The 16,013-nt window shown below is 63.4% G+C and carries 16 protein-coding genes; 7 read left to right on the top strand and 9 right to left on the bottom strand.

What is annotated here, in order from left to right; translation table 11 throughout:
- Positions 1 to 2: 2 nt before the first annotated feature.
- The 4 genes from EJ073_RS11955 to EJ073_RS11940 all read left to right on the top strand — a co-directional run bounded on the left by EJ073_RS11955 (position 3) and on the right by EJ073_RS11940 (position 2,890).
- Positions 3 to 965 (top strand): homoserine kinase, encoded by a 963-nt coding sequence (locus tag EJ073_RS11955; protein WP_126055914.1) that lies wholly within the window; start codon positions 3 to 5, stop codon positions 963 to 965.
- Positions 962 to 1,492 carry a ribonuclease HI gene (rnhA, locus tag EJ073_RS11950; RefSeq protein WP_126055913.1) on the top strand — a complete coding sequence of 177 codons (531 nt, stop codon included), beginning with the start codon at positions 962 to 964 and terminating at the stop codon, positions 1,490 to 1,492. The genes EJ073_RS11955 and rnhA overlap by 4 nt, the downstream gene beginning before the upstream one ends.
- Positions 1,493 to 1,534: 42 nt before the next feature.
- Complete coding sequence (locus tag EJ073_RS11945) at positions 1,535 to 2,128, top strand: histidine phosphatase family protein (RefSeq protein ID WP_126055912.1); 594 nt, start codon at positions 1,535 to 1,537, stop codon at positions 2,126 to 2,128.
- Between the two features lie 90 nt (positions 2,129 to 2,218).
- Complete coding sequence (locus EJ073_RS11940; RefSeq protein ID WP_126055911.1) at positions 2,219 to 2,890, top strand: hypothetical protein; 672 nt, start codon at positions 2,219 to 2,221, stop codon at positions 2,888 to 2,890.
- A 27-nt stretch (positions 2,891 to 2,917) separates the two neighbouring features.
- On the opposite strand, the gene EJ073_RS11935 is transcribed toward EJ073_RS11940, so the two are convergent.
- The 3 genes from EJ073_RS11935 to EJ073_RS11925 all read right to left on the bottom strand — a co-directional run bounded on the left by EJ073_RS11935 (position 2,918) and on the right by EJ073_RS11925 (position 4,900).
- Positions 2,918 to 3,394: a DUF2938 domain-containing protein gene (locus tag EJ073_RS11935; RefSeq protein WP_126055910.1), complete on the bottom strand. Its 477-nt coding sequence runs from the start codon at positions 3,392 to 3,394 to the stop codon at positions 2,918 to 2,920.
- 87 nt (positions 3,395 to 3,481) lie between these two features.
- Entirely contained in the window at positions 3,482 to 3,961 is a 480-nt protein-coding gene (locus EJ073_RS11930; RefSeq protein WP_126055909.1) for a peroxiredoxin, read from the bottom strand.
- A gap of 132 nt (positions 3,962 to 4,093) precedes the next feature.
- Complete coding sequence (locus EJ073_RS11925; protein ID WP_126055908.1) at positions 4,094 to 4,900, bottom strand: protein-disulfide reductase DsbD domain-containing protein; 807 nt, start codon at positions 4,898 to 4,900, stop codon at positions 4,094 to 4,096.
- Between the two features lie 182 nt (positions 4,901 to 5,082).
- On the opposite strand from EJ073_RS11925, the gene EJ073_RS11920 reads away from it, so the two are divergent.
- Complete coding sequence (locus EJ073_RS11920) at positions 5,083 to 5,691, top strand: YqgE/AlgH family protein (RefSeq protein ID WP_126055907.1); 609 nt, start codon at positions 5,083 to 5,085, stop codon at positions 5,689 to 5,691.
- Here the strand turns inward: EJ073_RS11920 and EJ073_RS11915 are convergent, their stop codons facing one another.
- From EJ073_RS11915 to thrC, 4 genes are read right to left on the bottom strand one after another with little or no spacing between them, the layout of a single operon-like run.
- A complete protein-coding gene (locus EJ073_RS11915; RefSeq protein WP_126059180.1) occupies positions 5,692 to 8,532 on the bottom strand; it encodes an EAL domain-containing protein in 2,841 nt (946 codons plus the stop codon).
- A 51-nt stretch (positions 8,533 to 8,583) separates the two neighbouring features.
- Entirely contained in the window at positions 8,584 to 9,180 is a 597-nt protein-coding gene (locus EJ073_RS11910; protein WP_126055906.1) for a GNAT family protein, read from the bottom strand.
- A 15-nt stretch (positions 9,181 to 9,195) separates the two neighbouring features.
- Positions 9,196 to 10,488, bottom strand: a complete 1,293-nt coding sequence (locus tag EJ073_RS11905; protein WP_126055905.1) for a pitrilysin family protein — start codon at positions 10,486 to 10,488, stop codon at positions 9,196 to 9,198.
- A 14-nt stretch (positions 10,489 to 10,502) separates the two neighbouring features.
- On the bottom strand, positions 10,503 to 11,900 hold the full coding sequence (thrC, locus tag EJ073_RS11900; protein ID WP_126055904.1) for a threonine synthase: 1,398 nt from the start codon (positions 11,898 to 11,900) through the stop codon (positions 10,503 to 10,505).
- A 128-nt stretch (positions 11,901 to 12,028) separates the two neighbouring features.
- On the opposite strand from thrC, the gene EJ073_RS11895 reads away from it, so the two are divergent.
- Positions 12,029 to 12,751 carry a hypothetical protein gene (locus EJ073_RS11895; protein WP_126055903.1) on the top strand — a complete coding sequence of 241 codons (723 nt, stop codon included), beginning with the start codon at positions 12,029 to 12,031 and terminating at the stop codon, positions 12,749 to 12,751.
- 132 nt (positions 12,752 to 12,883) lie between these two features.
- Here the strand turns inward: EJ073_RS11895 and EJ073_RS11890 are convergent, their stop codons facing one another.
- Complete coding sequence (locus EJ073_RS11890) at positions 12,884 to 14,446, bottom strand: winged helix-turn-helix domain-containing protein (protein ID WP_126055902.1); 1,563 nt, start codon at positions 14,444 to 14,446, stop codon at positions 12,884 to 12,886.
- A gap of 104 nt (positions 14,447 to 14,550) precedes the next feature.
- Between EJ073_RS11890 and EJ073_RS11885 the strand changes: the two genes are divergently transcribed.
- Entirely contained in the window at positions 14,551 to 15,012 is a 462-nt protein-coding gene (locus EJ073_RS11885; RefSeq protein WP_126055901.1) for a cupin domain-containing protein, read from the top strand.
- Between the two features lie 148 nt (positions 15,013 to 15,160).
- Here the strand turns inward: EJ073_RS11885 and EJ073_RS11880 are convergent, their stop codons facing one another.
- Positions 15,161 to 15,850, bottom strand: coding sequence for an HAD family phosphatase (locus EJ073_RS11880; RefSeq protein ID WP_126055900.1), 690 nt, complete (start codon positions 15,848 to 15,850; stop codon positions 15,161 to 15,163).
- Between the last annotated feature and the right edge of the window lie 163 nt (positions 15,851 to 16,013).

The following is a 16,013-nucleotide window of genomic DNA, read 5'->3' as shown; positions in this document are numbered from 1 at the left end:
CCATGGCCGTCTATACCGATGTCAGCGAGGGCGAGCTTGGCGCGTTCCTGAAGGCCTATCCGGTCGGCGAACTCTTGTCCTACAAGGGCATCGCCGAAGGTACCGAGAATTCCAACTTCCTGCTGCACGCCACCAGCGGCTCCTACATCCTGACGCTCTATGAGAAGCGCGTTGACAAGGCTGACCTGCCGTTCTTCCTCGGCCTGATGGGTCATCTGGCGCGAAAGGGCATTTCCTGCCCGCTGCCGGTCACCGCGCACGACGGCACCGTCATCGGCCAGCTCTCCGGCCGGCCCGCCGTCATCATCACCTTCCTCGAAGGCCTGTCGCTGCGGCGGCCGACGGCGGCGCATTGCGGCGAAGTCGGCAAGGCGCTGGCCGAACTTCATCTCGCCGGCCGGGATTTTGCCTTGCGGCGGCCGAATGCCCTCGCCATCGACGGCTGGCGCAAATTGTGGGACGCCTCGCGCGACCGGGCCGACGAGGTCGAGCCCGGCTTGGCAGCCGAGGTCGATGCCGATTTCGCCGATTTCGAGCGCAACTGGCCGAAGGACCTGCCGGAAGGCATCATCCATGCCGACCTTTTCCCCGACAATGTCTTCTTCCTCGGCGAGAAACTGTCCGGCCTGATCGATTTCTATTTCGCCTGCGACGATCTCTACGCCTATGACGTCGCCACCTGCCTCAACGCCTGGTGCTTCGAGAAGGACTTTTCCTTCAACCTGACCAAGGGTACGGCGCTGCTCGCCGGCTACCAGAGTGTGCGGCCTTTGAGCGGCGACGAGAAGGCGGCGCTGCCGATGCTGGCGCGCGGCTCGGCGTTGCGCTTCATGCTGACCCGGCTTTATGACTGGCTGACCATTCCCAACGGCGGATTGGTCATGAAGCGCGACCCGACCGAATATATCCGCCGGATGCGGTTCCATCGGGCGATCAAATCTCCCTCCGAATACGGATTGCTATGACCAAGCATGTTGAAATCTTCACGGATGGCGCCTGCTCGGGCAATCCGGGCCCCGGCGGCTGGGGCGCCATCCTGCGATTCAATGGCAAGACCAAGGAACTGTCGGGCGGCGAGGCCGAGACCACCAACAACCGTATGGAATTGCTCGCTGCCATCTCGGCGCTGAACGCGCTGAAGGAGCCTTGCGCGGTCGAGCTTCACACCGACAGCAAATACGTCATGGACGGCATTTCCAAGTGGATCCATGGCTGGAAGAAGAACGGCTGGAGGACCGCCGACAAGAAGCCGGTCAAAAACGGCGAGCTCTGGCAGGCGCTGGACGAAGCCAACCGGCGTCACCAGGTCACCTGGAACTGGGTCAGGGGCCATGCCGGCCATGCCGAGAACGAGCGCGCCGACGAGCTCGCTCGCGAAGGCATGGCGCCGTTCAAGAAAGGCCCCGTCAGGCCTGCCGTGGCACCGCAGCCGGCGGCACAAGCTACGCAGCCGACAGCGGCAAAGCCGCGGCGCTCGACGCAGAGCTATTGATTCCGCAAGCGGCTCCGCTCCCCGGCAGGAAGACCCTCTATCGTGGCGACCGCATACTACATCACGCATCCCCAGGTTCAGGTCGATGCCAACGTTCCGGTGCCGGAGTGGGGGCTATCCGACATCGGGCGAGCCAGAGCGTCCACAATGCTCGACCAGCCCTGGATCGGGTCGATCCGGCGTGTCGTGTCGTCGGCTGAACGCAAGGCGATCGAAACCGCCGAGATCCTCGCAAGGCATCTGAACCTCGCGGTCGAGGTGAGGGAACGGATGCACGAGAACGATCGGTCGGCAACGGGTTTCCTGCCGCCGCCGGAATTCGAGGCGGTCGCCGACCAATTCTTCGCCAATCCACACAGCAGCATTCGCGGATGGGAAAGGGCCATCGATGCCCAGCGCCGTATCGTGAGCGAAGTCGACGCGGTGCTCGGCGTCGACGGCCCCGGCGATATTGCTTTCGTGGGCCACGGGGGCGTGGGAACGCTCCTGCTGCTTTCCCTGACCGGGCGGGAAATCAGCCGCGAGGCGGACCAGCCAGCGGGTGGTGGCAACTATTTCGCCTACGAAATCAGCATGCGACGCGTCGTCCACGCATGGCGGCCGATCGACAGGCCGGCACCGCGACTGGATGGTTGATTTGGCTGGAAGCGAGCAAGTCTAGGCTTCTGGTTAAAATCACTTTTACGCCCGGCGCCATATGCTGCCGCGATCGACCTGGCACAAGGCATGGTGGCGATGTTCGGGCGCAGGATTTTCGGCAAGCAGCAGCACAGCTTTGCCGAGCTCAAGAAAAGGATGCGTCCGACGCCCGATGCCGACGGCGTGACGCGCGTATTCTCCAAGGAACTCTGGGACGATCCGAAAATCGGCTCCATGCTGCGCGAGCTCGGCTTCGCGCCGGACGATCAGCGCAACATAATGCGCACGGCCGACGACTACATCGCCCTCTTCGCCACGGCCAAATACCGGCTTCAGAAGCGCTCCGAGACCTTCAACCGCGATATGGCGGCACGCCATGGCTATTGCCGTGCCGCCCCCTTCCTGGTCATCGATCAATCGATCTGGGACGGCGAGCATGGCGCGTTCCTCTATGCCCAGATGGATCTCATCGGTTTCGACGACTGGAATGTCATCATGCTGGCGGTGGATGCGCGGACCACGCAATTGTGCGGCCTGCCGGCGCATCCGGGCGCGGTGCCGGCGCTCACCCAGGTGATGACCGAGCATGTGATCAGATGGAAAACGCGTTACGAATTCGCGCTGGAGGAATTCGGTGTCACCGCCACCGGCGGTCAAGGCATCACGCGGGAGCAATTCGAGGCGCAGAAGGAAGCGCTGCGCCAGGAAATCATCGACACCGTTGCCTCGATGAAGCGGCGCACCGTCGGTGAATTGTAATCAGTCGGGGGATAAGAGCTGTGCTCCTCAACGGATCATGAGGGCGGTGCCGTAGAGCCCCAGCGCGAACATCGTGTGAGAGACGAGGTTGAGGGCGCGGATCTGCATCGGATTTGGCCGCTTCGAGGCGGCCCAGCCGGCGCCCATACCGGGCGCCAGCAGGAACCAGCCGGCGCCGACAGTGACGATGCCGAGGATGAAGGCCGGCAGGAAGGTCGGCTGGGCGAGCCACGCCGTTCCCGCGAGCACGACCAGGATGATGCCGTAGACGATGCCGACAAAATAGTGGAAGGCCCAGCCCAGCGCCACTTCATGCGCGTAAGGCGCGGCTTCGCCGATATCGTCGTGGAAGACCTTGCTCCTGAGGTGCCAGACCCATCGGCCGACCGGCCCCCAGTTCGGCCGCGGCTGGGCAAAGGCCTTGTTGAGGAAAACAGCCCAGATATCCATCAGCAACGTCGCGCCGATGCCGATCGCCACACTGCGCCAGATTACATCGAACATCGGTCAGGTCCCCCGAAGGCAAGAAACATCAAGCGCGGCCGGGCGCGATCCTTGGCAATGTCTGGTCCGGGTCGGCCCGGTCCAGTGCTAGAGCTGTTCCAAGATGTGCGCGGCACCCGACGTGTCGACGCCGGGCTTGGTCTCGACGTTGAGAGCGGTGACCTTGCCGTCCTCGACGATCATCGAAAAACGCTTCGAGCGCAGCCCCATGCCGTTTGCGGAAAGGTCATTGTCGAGACCGACCGACTTGGCGAAATCGCCGCTGCCGTCGGCCAGATAGAGGATCTTGTCCTCACCGCCGCTGAAGCGCGCCCAGGCACCCATGACATGCACGTCGTTGACGGAGACCACGGCGATCGTGTCGACGCCGCGCGCCAGGATGGCGTCATGGTTTTCCAGATAGCCGGGCAGGTGGTTGTTGCTGCAGGTCGGCGTGAAGGCGCCGGGAACGCCGAACAGCACGACCTTCTTGCCCGCGAAGAGGTCAGCTGTCGTGATCGGCTTGGCACCGTCGGCGGTCATCGTCTTGAAGGTCGCATCGGGCAGTCTGTCGCCAACGGAGATCATTGAATACCTCGTTCGATATGGGGTGGGAAGTGTGGCAGGATGTTTCCCTTGCGATAGCGAACTCGGATGCCGTCCGCAACCGCTGGCGCGCCTGGAGCAAAGGATCTCTCCAACTGCGCACCAATTGGAGTGTCACGGAAACGGCAGCAGACCCTCGACAGCGCCCTCGGCGCTGGTCAGCGTGTAATGGAGCCCGCCGTCGGTCGGCGTGGTCGATGGCCGGTCGAGGATCGGCACCGTGAACACCAGTTTGCCGTCCTTTTCGCTGCGCATCGGGGCGCCGAACATATAGTCCCGCTCGCCGGCGACGAAGAAGTCGGCCGCTTGCGGGTCGCCGGGGAAGCTCGCCTCGACGACCAGCGTCTCGTGGTCGCCGGGCAGCACGTTGACGCCAAAATCGGGCCTTGATGGCGCCGGCAGCGCCGCGAATGCCCCTTGCACCTGCGCAGTGTCCTTCACATTGTCCGCATCGGAAGCCGGGTCGAGGCTCAGCCGCGTCTGCACGGGAATGCAGATCGTCTCGCAGATGCCGAGGAAGACATCGGCCACAATGACGGCCGGCTGGTCGGCGGCCGACAGCATGAAGGTCACCGGCAGTGAAACCGGATGATCGTAGCCAGCCCATTTGCCGTAGCCGTCGTCGTGGCGTTGCGGCGGCGGAAACGAGATTGCGGCGCTCGTAATGTTGGTGCTGGGCGAAATGTCGATCTGCGGCGGCACGCCGGCGTCGCCTGGATCGCGCCAATAGGTCTTCCAGCCAGGCTTCAGTGCGATTTCGAGCACGCCCTGGACACGCCCGGCCTCGTCGGGCTTGCCGCTGGTCACAAGCCGCACCTTGCCGCCTTCGCTGTTGTACCAGATCGACGAGGAGGCCGATGCGGGAACGCTCATTCCCAGTCCAACGGCGGAGCAGAGCAGCAGGATCTTCAGGCTTCGCATGGCAGTGATTTGATCGTCAGTTCGTGGCTGCGCAATGATGTCATGAGCCTTTCGGTATCATATTTGCGTGAGATCGTGCACGCCGCCCGCAAGTGAGCGGCGAATTCTACGGCGGCAGCCAACCCTCAAATCGCGCGTCGCGCATCTTTTCGGCGCCCCGGAAACGGGTTACCCTCCCTTCCATGGACTTGTTGCGCCACAAGAAGACGACCGCCGGACGCGGTTTTCTCGACGATCAGTTCCTGATTGCCATGCCCGGCATGAAGGACGACCGCTTCACGCGCTCAGTCATCTACATCTGCGCCCACAGCGACGAGGGCGCGATGGGCCTGATCATCAACCAGACGCAGCAGATGCTGTTTCCGGACCTTCTGGTGCAGCTCGGCATCATGAACGAGCAGGAGGCGATCCGCTTGCCGGCGCATGCGCGCGACTTCGTCGTGCGCAACGGCGGGCCGGTGGACCGCAGCCGCGGCTTCGTCCTGCACTCCGGCGATTACCGGGTGGAATCCTCGCTCAGCGTCTCCGACGACATCTGCCTGACCGCCACCGTCGACATCTTGCGCGCCATCTCGTCCGGCAGAGGGCCCCGGCATGCGCTGATGGCGCTCGGCTATTCCGGCTGGGGCGCCGGGCAGCTGGAAAGCGAGATCGCCGAGAATGGCTGGCTGACCTGTCCGGCGACGCCGGAGCTCTTGTTCGACACCGATATCGAGCGCAAATACGACCGCATCCTCGCTTCGATCGGCATCGATCTCGCGCATCTCAGCCTGGCGGCCGGCCACGCGTGATCACGCCTGCGTAAGCGGGTACTGTTCCTTCAGCGTCTTCAGCACCTGGTCGCCGGGCATCGGCGCGCCGAACATGAAACTCTGCACATATTCGCAGCCCATCTGGCGCAGCTCCAGCGCATCGCTCTCGTCCGAGATGCCTTCCGCCACGACCGACAGGCCAAGCTCATGCGCCATGTTGACCATGGATTTGAGCAGCACCGCGCGCTTCGGCGTCGCGTCGTCGACGAAGCTCTTGTCTATCTTGATCGTGTCGAAAGGGAAACGCGTCAGATAGGACAGCGACGAATAGCCGGTGCCGAAATCGTCGAGCGACAGCCCGATCCCGAGCTGCTTCAGCTTTGTCAGCACATGCGCGGTCTGCTCCGGATTGTCCATCACAAGCGACTCGGTGAGTTCGAGGCGGAAGCAGCGCGGCTTCAGATTGGCGCGCGCGATGACCGAGCGCACGTCGCTGACCAGGTCGCGGCGGATCAACTGGCGGCTGGAGAGGTTGACCGAAACCGACAGCGGCGCGTCGCCGATCTGCTTCTGCCAGGTCGCCAGGTCCTCTGCCGCCTGCTGCATGGCGAACAGGCCGAGCTGCACGATCAGCCCGCAGCTTTCGGCCACCGGAATGAAATCGCCCGGCGGGATCATGCCGCGACGCGGATGGTCCCACCTGAGCAGCGCCTCGAAGCCGGCGACGCTGCCATCCTCCAGCCGCACGATCGGCTGGTAGGCAAGGGTGAATTCACGGCGCTCGATGGCGCGGCGCAGGTCGGATTCGAACTGCAGCCGGTCGGTGCCGACGGTGCGGAAGGCCGGCCGGAACGGCTCGATCCTGTCGCCGCCAAAGCGCTTGGCCTGGTGCATGGCAAGCTCGGCGTCCTTGACCATGTCCTCGGACGAGGTCTGCGCCGTCGTCCAGGTGATCAGCCCGATCGAGGCGGTAAGCACGATCTCGCGCTTGGCGAATGTGATCGGGTTGTTGATGGCGTGCTTGATGGCGTCCGCCACAGCGGCGATACGGGCCGGATCCTGTTCCGACAGGAGCATCAGCGCGAACTGGTCGCCGGCAAAGCGCGACAGCGAATCCTTGGGCTTCAAGAGCCGATGCAGGCGGCGTGCGATGGTGAGCAGGATGGTGTCCCCGGCGGAGATGCCGAGGCCGTCATTGACCTGTTTGAAGCGGTCGATGTCGATGACGAAGACGGTCGGGCGCACCTTGTCCTCGGTGCGGGCGATCGAGATGATCGCCTCCAGCCGGTTCATGAACAATTCGCGGTTGGGCAGGCCGGTCAAATTGTCGTGCACGGCGTCGTGCAGCAGCCTTTCCTCGGATTTCTTTTGCTCAGTGACGTCGACCATGGTGCCGACGCAGCGGATCACCTCGCCGTCCGAGCCAATCACCGGGCGGGCGCGCAGCGAGAACCAGTGATAGTGCCCGTCGGCGCCGCGCAGGCGGAAATTCTGTGCCACGCGGCCGCGACGGTGCTCCAGCACCACGTCGAGCGTGGTGCGGAAGGTGTCGCGGTCGTCGGCATGCAGCACCGGCAGCCAGTTGCGGGCCGCGCCGCCAAGACTGTTGGGGGCAAGGCCAAGCTGTAGGCTGACATCCGGCTTGGTGACGACCCGGTCGCGCAGCACGTCCCAGTCCCACACGATGTCGCCCGATCCGGCGACGGCGAGCGCCTGCCGTTCGAGATCGGAGAACAGGCCCTGATGGGCGCCACCGCCGGCAAAGGCGTGCTGCATGACGGTGAAGCCGATCAGAAGGATGATCAGGATCAGGCCGCCGCCCAGCGCCGGCTGGGCGATATCGTTGTCGAGCATTCCGGTGATCGCCATCCACGACCCGCATAGCCACAGCAAGACCATGACCCAACTCGGCACCAGCATGATCGCGCGATCGTAACCACGAATGCCAAGGAAGATGATCAGTCCGAGGCCGGTCAGCGCCGTGGCTGCAAACGAGATGCGGGCAATGCCGGCCGCCACCGCAGGATCGATGATGGCGACGCCGGCGATCAAGAGCAGACCGAGGATCCAGACCAGCGCGCCGTAGCTGAAATGGCCATGCCAGCGGTTGAGGTTGAGATAGGCGAACAGGAACACAACGAAGGTCGCCGCCAGCGCCACCTCGGTTCCGGCGCGCCACATCTGTTCATTGCCGGGCGATATCTCGATGATCTTGTTGAGGAAGCCGAAATCGACGCAGATATAGGCAAGCACCGCCCAGGCAAGCGCTGCCGTGGCCGGGAACATCGAGGTCCCCTTGACGACGAACAGGATGGTCAGGAACAACGCCAAAAGGCCGGCAATGCCGATGACGATGCCGCGGAACAGCGTATAGGAATTGACCGAGTCCTTGTAGGATTCCGGATCCCACAGATAGACCTGCGGCAGTTTCGGAGAGGCAAGCTCGGCGACAAAGGTGACCACAGTGCCGGGGTTCAGCGTCACCCGGAACACGTCGGCATCGGGGCTGGTCTGGCGGTCGAGCGCGAAGCCTTCGCTGGGCGTGATCGCGGCGATACGTGTCGCGCCGAGATCGGGCCAGAAGATGCCGGAATTCACCAGGCGGAAATGCGGCGCCACGATCAGCCGGTCGAGCTGTTGGTCGGTGGTGTTGGCGAGCGCGAACACGGCCCAGTCGCCACTCGAGCGCGAATCCTTCGCTTCCACCTCGATGCGCCTTACGATACCGTCGGGGCCGGGGGCTGTCGAGACCTGGAAATTCTCGCCTTGATTCGGGTACAGATCGAAGGCACGCGAGAGGTCGAGCGCCACGTCGTCGCGGGCGATCTTGATCGGTTCAACGGCGAACGCCGGCGAGGCTGCGCAGAGCGCAACGACCATCGCCAGGACAAGGGCGAGCAGCGACGCGAATCGCGAAAAAATCGTCAACAATCAGCCCTTCGTTCCAGCGCCCGGCGGATCGTCCGCGATCCGGGCGTAGAGGTAATGATCCTGCCAGATACCGTTGATCCTGAGGTAGGATCGCAGAAGTCCTTCGCGCCGGAATCCGGCTTTTTCAAGCACGCGGATCGAACGGGCATTATCGGGAATACAGGCCGCTTCGATCCGGTGCAACCTCAAGGTATCGAAGGCGAAGCGCGACACCAGCTTGACCGCTTCGGTCATCAGGCCGCGGCCGCCATAGCGCTCGCCGATCCAGTAGCCGATATGGCCGCTCTGCGCGACGCCGTGGCGGATGTTGCCGAGCGTGATGCCGCCGGCGAGCTTGCCGCTCGACTTCTCGAAGATGAAGAAGGCGATCGCCGTGCCTTGTGCGTAGTCCTCGCGGTAGCGGCTTATGCGCAGCCGCCATGCTGTGCGGTCCAGCTCGTCCGGCGTCCAGCGCGGTTCCCAAGGCTCCAGGAAGGCGCGGCTTTCACCGCGCAGCGCCGACCATTCGCGGTAGTCATTGGTCAGCGGCACGCGCAGCGTGACCTTGTCACCCTTCAGTGCCGGCAGGTCGCGGCGAAAGAAAGGGAGCGCGAACATGGCGCTTGAGCAGGTCTAGACGGCGAGCTTGCGGGCCGTCGTCTGCGGACCCGCAAGCGAATCGAGGATCGCCTCATAGGGCGCCAGCGTCCCCACGGGTCCGACGGCAGTGAGCGTCGGCTTGGTCGAAAACAGCCGCGACGAGAGATCGGTCAGACGCTCGACGGTGAGCGCCGCCAGCCGTTCCATCAGCTCTTCCTTGGCGATCGGCCGGCCGAACAGCAGCAGCTGCCTGGCGATCTGCGAGGCGCGGCTGGCCGGGCTTTCGGCCGACATGATCAAGCCGGCGCGGTATTGCGCACGGGCGCGGTCGAGCTCTTCCTGCATGATGTTCTCGCCGGCCTTCTGCAATTCGTCGATGATGACCGGCACCAGCTTGGCGATGTCGCTCTGCCCGGTCGCGGCATGGACGCCGAATATGCCGGTATCCGAAAAGCCCCAGTGGAACGCGTAGACCGAATAGCACAGGCCGCGTTTTTCGCGAACCTCCTGGAACAACCTGGACGACATGCCGCCGCCGAGGATCATCGACAGCACCTGCGAGGCGTAGAAGTCACGCACATGATAGGCGCGGCCCTCGAAGCCGAGCACGATCTGCGCGTCCATCAGGTCGCGGTCCTCGCGGAAGTCGCCGCCGACATATTGCGCATATTGCGGAATGTTGCTTTCCGCCTTGGCGCGGAAGCCGCCCAGCTGCCTTTCCACCTCGCGCACGAAATTGTCGTGCTTGATGTCGCCCGCCGCCACAATCACCATTCGCTCGGCGGCGTATTGGCGTTGGATGAAATTGTGCAACTGCTTGGAGGTGAAGGATTTGACGGTCTCCGGCGTGCCGAGGATGGAGCGGCCGATCGTCTGGTGGCGGAAGGCGGTCTCGGTGAAGCGGTCGAAGACGATATCGTCGGGCGTGTCGTGCGCGGCGCCGATCTCTTGCAGGATCACATGCTGCTCGCGCTCGAGCTCTTCAGGGTCGAATTCGGACTCCTGCAGGATGTCCGCCAGGATATCGACCGCCAGCGGCACGTCGTCGGAGAGCACCCTGGCGTAATAGGATGTGGTCTCGACGCTGGTGGCGGCGTTGATCTCGCCGCCGACATTCTCGATTTCCGAGGCGATCTCGAAGGCGGTGCGCCGTTTCGTGCCCTTGAAGGCCATATGCTCAAGCAGATGGGCCATTCCGTGCTCTTCGTCACGCTCATTGCGGGCGCCTGACTTGACCCAGGCACCAAGGGCAACGGATTCGAGGCTTGGAAGGGTTTCGGTTGCGACTGTCAGGCCGTTCGACAGACGGCTTACCTCAACACCCATATGGCTAGTACTCCTTAACGCGCCGCCCGCGTGTGGCGTCCGACGTAATCTTCCACCATTTTCAGGTCGGATGGAAGTACCGTGTATTTTTCGTCGGCTGTCATCAAGCCGCCCAGCCATGCGGGCAGGGCAGGCGTGATGCCGCTGGCAGCCTCGACGGCGGCCGGGAACTTGGCCGGATGCGCGGTGCCCAGCACCACCATGGGCACATCGCTCTCGACCTTGCCTGAGGCAACATGGAAGGCCGCCGCCGTGTGCGGATCGAGCAGATAGTTGCTTGCCGCGAGCGTCGAGCGGATGGTGGCGGCGACCTCGTCGACGCCGGCGCGGCCGGCATCGAATTCGGAACGTATCTTCGCGATTTCGCCCGCCTCGATCGTGAAGGCGCCTGACTGCTTCAGCCCGTTCATGTAGCGCCGCACCGTCTCCGCATTGCGGGCGGCCGCCTCGAACAGCAGGCGCTCGAAATTCGACGACACCTGGATGTCCATTGACGGCGAAGTCGTGGCGAACACGCCCTTGGTGCGGTATTCGCCGCTCGCCAGCGTGCGCGCCAATATGTCGTTGTCATTGGTGGCGATGACCAGCCGCTCGATCGGCAGCCCCATGCGCTTGGCGGCATAGCCGGCGAAGATGTCGCCGAAATTGCCGGTCGGCACGGTGAAGGAGACCGGACGGTCCGGCGCGCCGAGCGACAGCGCGGAGGAGAAATAATAGACGATCTGGGCCATTATGCGGGCCCAGTTGATCGAATTGACGCCCGACAGCGAGACCCGGTCGCGAAAACCGTGGTCGTTGAACATGTCCTTCACCAGGCCCTGGCAATCGTCGAAATTGCCTTCGATCGACAGTGCATGGACATTGGCCGCGCTCGAGGTCGTCATCTGCCGCTGCTGCACCGGCGAGACCTTGCCGTGCGGGAACAGGATGAAGATGTCGGTGCGGTCGCGTCCGGCGAAGGCATCTATTGCCGCGCCCCCGGTATCGCCTGAGGTGGCGCCGACGATGGTGGCGCGCTGTCCCCGCTCGGCCAGCACATGGTCCATCAGCCGGGCCAGCAGCTGCATGGCCACGTCCTTGAAGGCGAGCGTCGGGCCGTGGAAGAGCTCGAGCACGAAAGTGCTGGCCCCGGTCTGCACCAGCGGGCAGACGGCTTCGTGGCGGAAGGTCGAGTAGGCTTCGCGCACCAGCCTCTCGAAGACCGGCGCCGCGATCTCGCCGTCGAGAAACGGCGTCAGCACTCGGATGGCAAGGTCGGGGTAGGCGAGGCCGCGCATGGCGCGGATATCCGCAGCCGAGAAGTGCGGCCATTCGCGCGGCACGTAGAGCCCGCCGTCTCGCGCCAGCCCGGCAAGCACCGCGTCGGAAAATCCAAGCGCGGGCGCCTCCCCGCGGGTACTCACATATTGCATCGTCACCAGTCCATTGCAGCCGGCGGGTTCATCCACCGCAAATTGGTTAATTTTCCGAGCCGGCTCAGTCGCATTTTTGCCGCGCCGTTGATATACGTCACCAGCTTTGCGAGAGGGAAGTGCAGTTCATGGCGTTTCATTCGGTCAACCGTCGTTTTGTCGCGGGTCTGGCGCTTGCCGGCTTTATGCTTGCCGCCGCCGGCTGCCAATCGAGCGACAATGGCATATTGAGCTTTGGTCTTGGCAAGAAGGACACCCAGGCGCCACCGCCACCGCAGGACCCCAAGGTGCTTTCCAGCCAGTTGCAGGCCTATTGCCCGAAAGTGACGCTGCGCGATGGCACCGCCTACTTCAACATCTATGCCAAGGGCGGCGCCAAGCCCAAGAAGAAGGATGCCGCGCAGGCGGCCGAGGCAGCCACTGCCGCCCAGGCCGCGCCCGACGGCACCCTCGTCGATCCGGATCGCGATCCCGCCAAGATCATTTACCAGGCCTCGATTACCGACGTGACCCGCGATTGCAGCCGTGGCAACGGCCAGCTGTCGATGAAGATCGCGGTGGCCGGCAGGGTCGTGCCGGGGCCGATGTTCGCACCGGGCACGATCACGATGCCGATCCGCGTTGCGGTGATGCACGGCACGGATGTGCTCTATTCGCAGATCCACCAGTATCAGGTCCAGATCACTGATCCCTCGGCCGCGACGCAGTTCGTCTTCACCGACCCGAACGTCATCGTGCCCGAGCCGACCGCAAAGGACTACCAGGCCTTCGCCGGCTATGACGAAAACGCGCCGAAAGCCGCCACCGACAAGGGCAAGCGGAAGAAAAAGTCCGCCCCGGCGACAAACTGATGCGCGGATGCATTGGCGCGCAGCTGCAGCCTGATTGACGCAAGCTGGACGAAGGCTGGAGAGTTGGCGGCAAGTCGTCGTCGCGCTCCGGTTACAACCAATTCAAAGGACAACGGCGTGTCGCTAGTCGAGCTACTCCGGCAATCCTGCGTCCCGTAGCGCGCTGCCAAGAGCCTTTGCGAGCGCGGGCGCGCAATTCACGCCTGCAAACTGGCGGCTGTAGCGAAAGGCCGGCTGAAGCTCGAGCACGCGCGCGGCGGCCGCCCTCGCTTCGTCCAATCGGCCAAGCTTGGCCAGCGCGGCGGCCAATTGCACATATGTGATACTATGCGCTGGATTGGCTTGAACGGACTTGTAAGCCGCGCGGCAGGCTTCTTCGTAACGGCCTTGCAGCAAATGGCTCATTGCCTGGGCGTCAAATGCGGCCCAGGCCCACGAATCGAACGGGCTTAGCCGCATGCCCTGCGCGCTCCATTCTATCGCGCGCTCCGCTTCGCCGCTCCATCCCAGAATGACACTGCCAAGAATATAGGTCAGCGCCGATGACGGGCTGATGACGAGGGCTGCTTCCAACGCCGTGAATGCAGCGGCGCGATCGTGTGCATCCATTCCGATGGAAAAGCCGGCCCACGTCAAGGCGAGTGCATCGTCTTGTCCATGGACGATGGCCGACCGGGCGTGGCGGATGGAAGAGGTACGGTTGATCTCCTGCAGACCGGCGCGAAGGAACAAGCAATGGTGGCACATCGCGGCATTGCCATGCGCCAGCGCATACGCTGGTTCGAGCGCGATGGCGCGCTCGAGAAGCACCAGCGCTCTGGTCACTTGCTCCGGCATACCTGAATCGACGTCAGGCTGCGCTTGCAGCACGAGATCGTAGGCGTCGAGACTGTCAGGGCGCTTCCGTCTGACACGTTCGATTTCGGCTTTCCGCACGCTCGGCGCAATCGCGCCCACTGCTGACAGCGCGATCTCGTCTTGAAGCGCAAAGATGTCTTCGGAGCTGCGGTCGTAGCGTTCGGCCCATACATGCGCGCCGGTCGATGCATCGATCATCTGCCCGGTAACACGCACGCTACTGCCGGCCTTGCGCACACTGCCTTCGAGGACATAGCGAACGCCAAGCTCGCGGCCGACCTGCTTCACGTCCACGGCGCGACCTTTGTAGGTGAAGGTCGAGTTTCGTGCGATGACGAACAACCACTTGATGCGCGATAAGCCTGTGATGATGTCGTCGACCATCCCATCGGCAAAGTACTCCTGCTGCGGATCGCCGCTCAAATTCGAGAACGGCAGGACCGCGACGGAGGGCTTCTCGGGCAAGATCGGGGCTGACTCGGCGCGGGTCGCGACCGAGGTATCGCGAACATTCGTGGCGACCGGCGGTCCGACATAGCGATAGCCGCGCCGCGGCAGTGTTTCGATCCAGCTCTCGGCATTCGCTGCGTCGGCCAGCACTCGGCGTAGGGCTGCGATCTGAACCGTCAGATTGTTGTCGGCAACCGCCAATCCGCCCCAACCGGTCTCAATCAGCGCGTCCTTGGACACGGGTACGCCGGCGTTTTGGATCAGCAGGCACAGCAGCGCAGTTGCGCGTTGCCCAAGCATGGTCGGCTCAGCGCCGTAAAAGAGAATGCCCACCTCCGGATCGAGGCGGAACGGGCCGAACTGGTAGAGGTCGCCCCTGACTGTCATTCGAGTCTTTTAGCAAATTTTTGGGAAGGGATTCACGACTTTCGGGCATGGGCGGCCGATGTTGCGCAAATGCCAGAGGTAGCGCCCAACCACAGGAGGATCATATGAGCGCCAATGCCGTCATCCGCATGCCCGATGAGAGGAAAGGCGTCATGCTGCGTGGCCATCCTATGTCGTTCCTCGTCACCGGCGAGAATAGCAAGCACATGAGCATGTTCGACTGGACGATTCCACCGGAGTTCGCCACCGGGCGGCATGTTCACCGGATGCAGGAGGAGACCTTCTACCTGCTCGAAGGCGAGTGTGAGTGGCATGTCGGCGACAAGATGATCCGCGCAACGCCCGGTACCTATGTGTTCATCCCGCCGGGAGTGCCGCACAACATCACGAATGTCAGCGAGAAACCGGCACGCGTGTTGATGACAGTTTCTCCGCCTGGCCACGAGCATTACTTCGAAGAGCTCGCCAAACTCGCGGCGCAGGGTGCGCCGGATCCAAAAGCGCTCGCCGATCTGCGGAACCGTTACGACACCGATCAGCTGTCGACGTTGACAACACGCGCGTAGGACCTCGTCTCCGGCCCAAAACTTGGTAAGCGAAAGGCCAGGCCTACAGTAAGACCTTCGGACGCGGACGTAGCGGTTTGCTGTGTGGAATTGTGTAAAAACAAATACTTGGAGAGGATTAGCGATTTCTGTGACAAGCTGAGCCGCTTCAGGCGTCCGCCGACCATTCCGACAGGGCGGCGATCACGCTTTTCAGCTCGGCCCAGCGGCGTATGACCGTTTCCGCGCCGGCTTCGGTCAGCGCGTCGGCATGGCCCGGATAGCTGTGGCCGGCGCCGGTGAAGCCGATGACGCGCATGCCGGCCGTCCTGGCGGCGGTGACGCCATGCACGGAATCCTCGATCACGAATGTGTTTTCCGGCTTCGCGTTGAGCTTTTCGGCAGCATAGAGAAACACGTCCGGGGCGGGCTTGGTCTTCTTGCTGGGTATGTCGAGCCCCGAGAAGATGCGGCCGGTGAAGAACGGCAGCAGCCCTACCTTCTCCAGCATGAACTCGACCCGCTCCGTGCGAGAGTTGGAGCAGACCGCGCGCGGCACGGTGACGGACGCCACCGCCTCGCGCGCGCCGTCGATGATGCGCACGTCGCTGCGCAGCTTGCGGTCGACCAGCGTCTCGGCGCGGTCGATCAGCGAAGCCTGGAAGGGGATGGCGGACTTCTCCTCCACCCGCATCATGATGTCCTTGAAGGTCAGCCCGGCATAGGTCTCGGCCAGTTCCTCCGGCGATATCTCGTAACCGGCCGAGGTCAGCAGCTCGGCCTCGATGCGCGCGGCGATGATTTCAGAATCGACGAGCACGCCGTCGCAATCGAAGATGACAAGGTCTGGCTGGGGCATGGCGATCCGGAACGTGGGAAAAAGGTGGCCTGATGCGGCTCAGGCGGCGCGGCATACACCAAGCGGCCGGGCTTCGCAAATTCACGAAGCTTTTGACCGCCGGGCGGTCGCGCCCTTCACCGAATATTTACGCTGATCGGTAACCATAACGGACAGTAAACAG

Origin of the sequence: Mesorhizobium sp. M4B.F.Ca.ET.058.02.1.1 (assembly GCF_003952505.1) — a bacterium.
Lineage (GTDB): Bacteria > Pseudomonadota > Alphaproteobacteria > Rhizobiales > Rhizobiaceae > Mesorhizobium.
Note: the sequence above shows the minus strand (reverse complement) of the source record. Positions and strands in the feature narration are given on the sequence as shown.

Excerpts from the sequence above, each read along its gene's own strand:
- EJ073_RS11920 (WP_126055907.1), top strand. The coding sequence starts at position 5,083 with ATGGACTTGTTGCGCCACAAGAAGACGACCGCCGGACGCGGTTTTCTC.
- EJ073_RS11905 (WP_126055905.1), bottom strand. The coding sequence starts at position 10,488 with ATGGGTGTTGAGGTAAGCCGTCTGTCGAACGGCCTGACAGTCGCAACC.
- EJ073_RS11910 (WP_126055906.1), bottom strand. The coding sequence starts at position 9,180 with ATGTTCGCGCTCCCTTTCTTTCGCCGCGACCTGCCGGCACTGAAGGGT.
- EJ073_RS11885 (WP_126055901.1), top strand. The coding sequence starts at position 14,551 with ATGAGCGCCAATGCCGTCATCCGCATGCCCGATGAGAGGAAAGGCGTC.
- rnhA (WP_126055913.1), top strand. The coding sequence starts at position 962 with ATGACCAAGCATGTTGAAATCTTCACGGATGGCGCCTGCTCGGGCAAT.
- EJ073_RS11955 (WP_126055914.1), top strand. The coding sequence starts at position 3 with ATGGCCGTCTATACCGATGTCAGCGAGGGCGAGCTTGGCGCGTTCCTG.
- EJ073_RS11935 (WP_126055910.1), bottom strand. The coding sequence starts at position 3,394 with ATGTTCGATGTAATCTGGCGCAGTGTGGCGATCGGCATCGGCGCGACG.
- EJ073_RS11880 (WP_126055900.1), bottom strand. The coding sequence starts at position 15,850 with ATGCCCCAGCCAGACCTTGTCATCTTCGATTGCGACGGCGTGCTCGTC.
- EJ073_RS11915 (WP_126059180.1), bottom strand. The coding sequence starts at position 8,532 with ATGGTCGTTGCGCTCTGCGCAGCCTCGCCGGCGTTCGCCGTTGAACCG.
- thrC (WP_126055904.1), bottom strand. The coding sequence starts at position 11,900 with ATGCAATATGTGAGTACCCGCGGGGAGGCGCCCGCGCTTGGATTTTCC.
- EJ073_RS11890 (WP_126055902.1), bottom strand. The coding sequence starts at position 14,446 with ATGACAGTCAGGGGCGACCTCTACCAGTTCGGCCCGTTCCGCCTCGAT.
- EJ073_RS11940 (WP_126055911.1), top strand. The coding sequence starts at position 2,219 with ATGGTGGCGATGTTCGGGCGCAGGATTTTCGGCAAGCAGCAGCACAGC.
- EJ073_RS11930 (WP_126055909.1), bottom strand. The coding sequence starts at position 3,961 with ATGATCTCCGTTGGCGACAGACTGCCCGATGCGACCTTCAAGACGATG.
- EJ073_RS11925 (WP_126055908.1), bottom strand. The coding sequence starts at position 4,900 with ATGCGAAGCCTGAAGATCCTGCTGCTCTGCTCCGCCGTTGGACTGGGA.
- EJ073_RS11895 (WP_126055903.1), top strand. The coding sequence starts at position 12,029 with ATGGCGTTTCATTCGGTCAACCGTCGTTTTGTCGCGGGTCTGGCGCTT.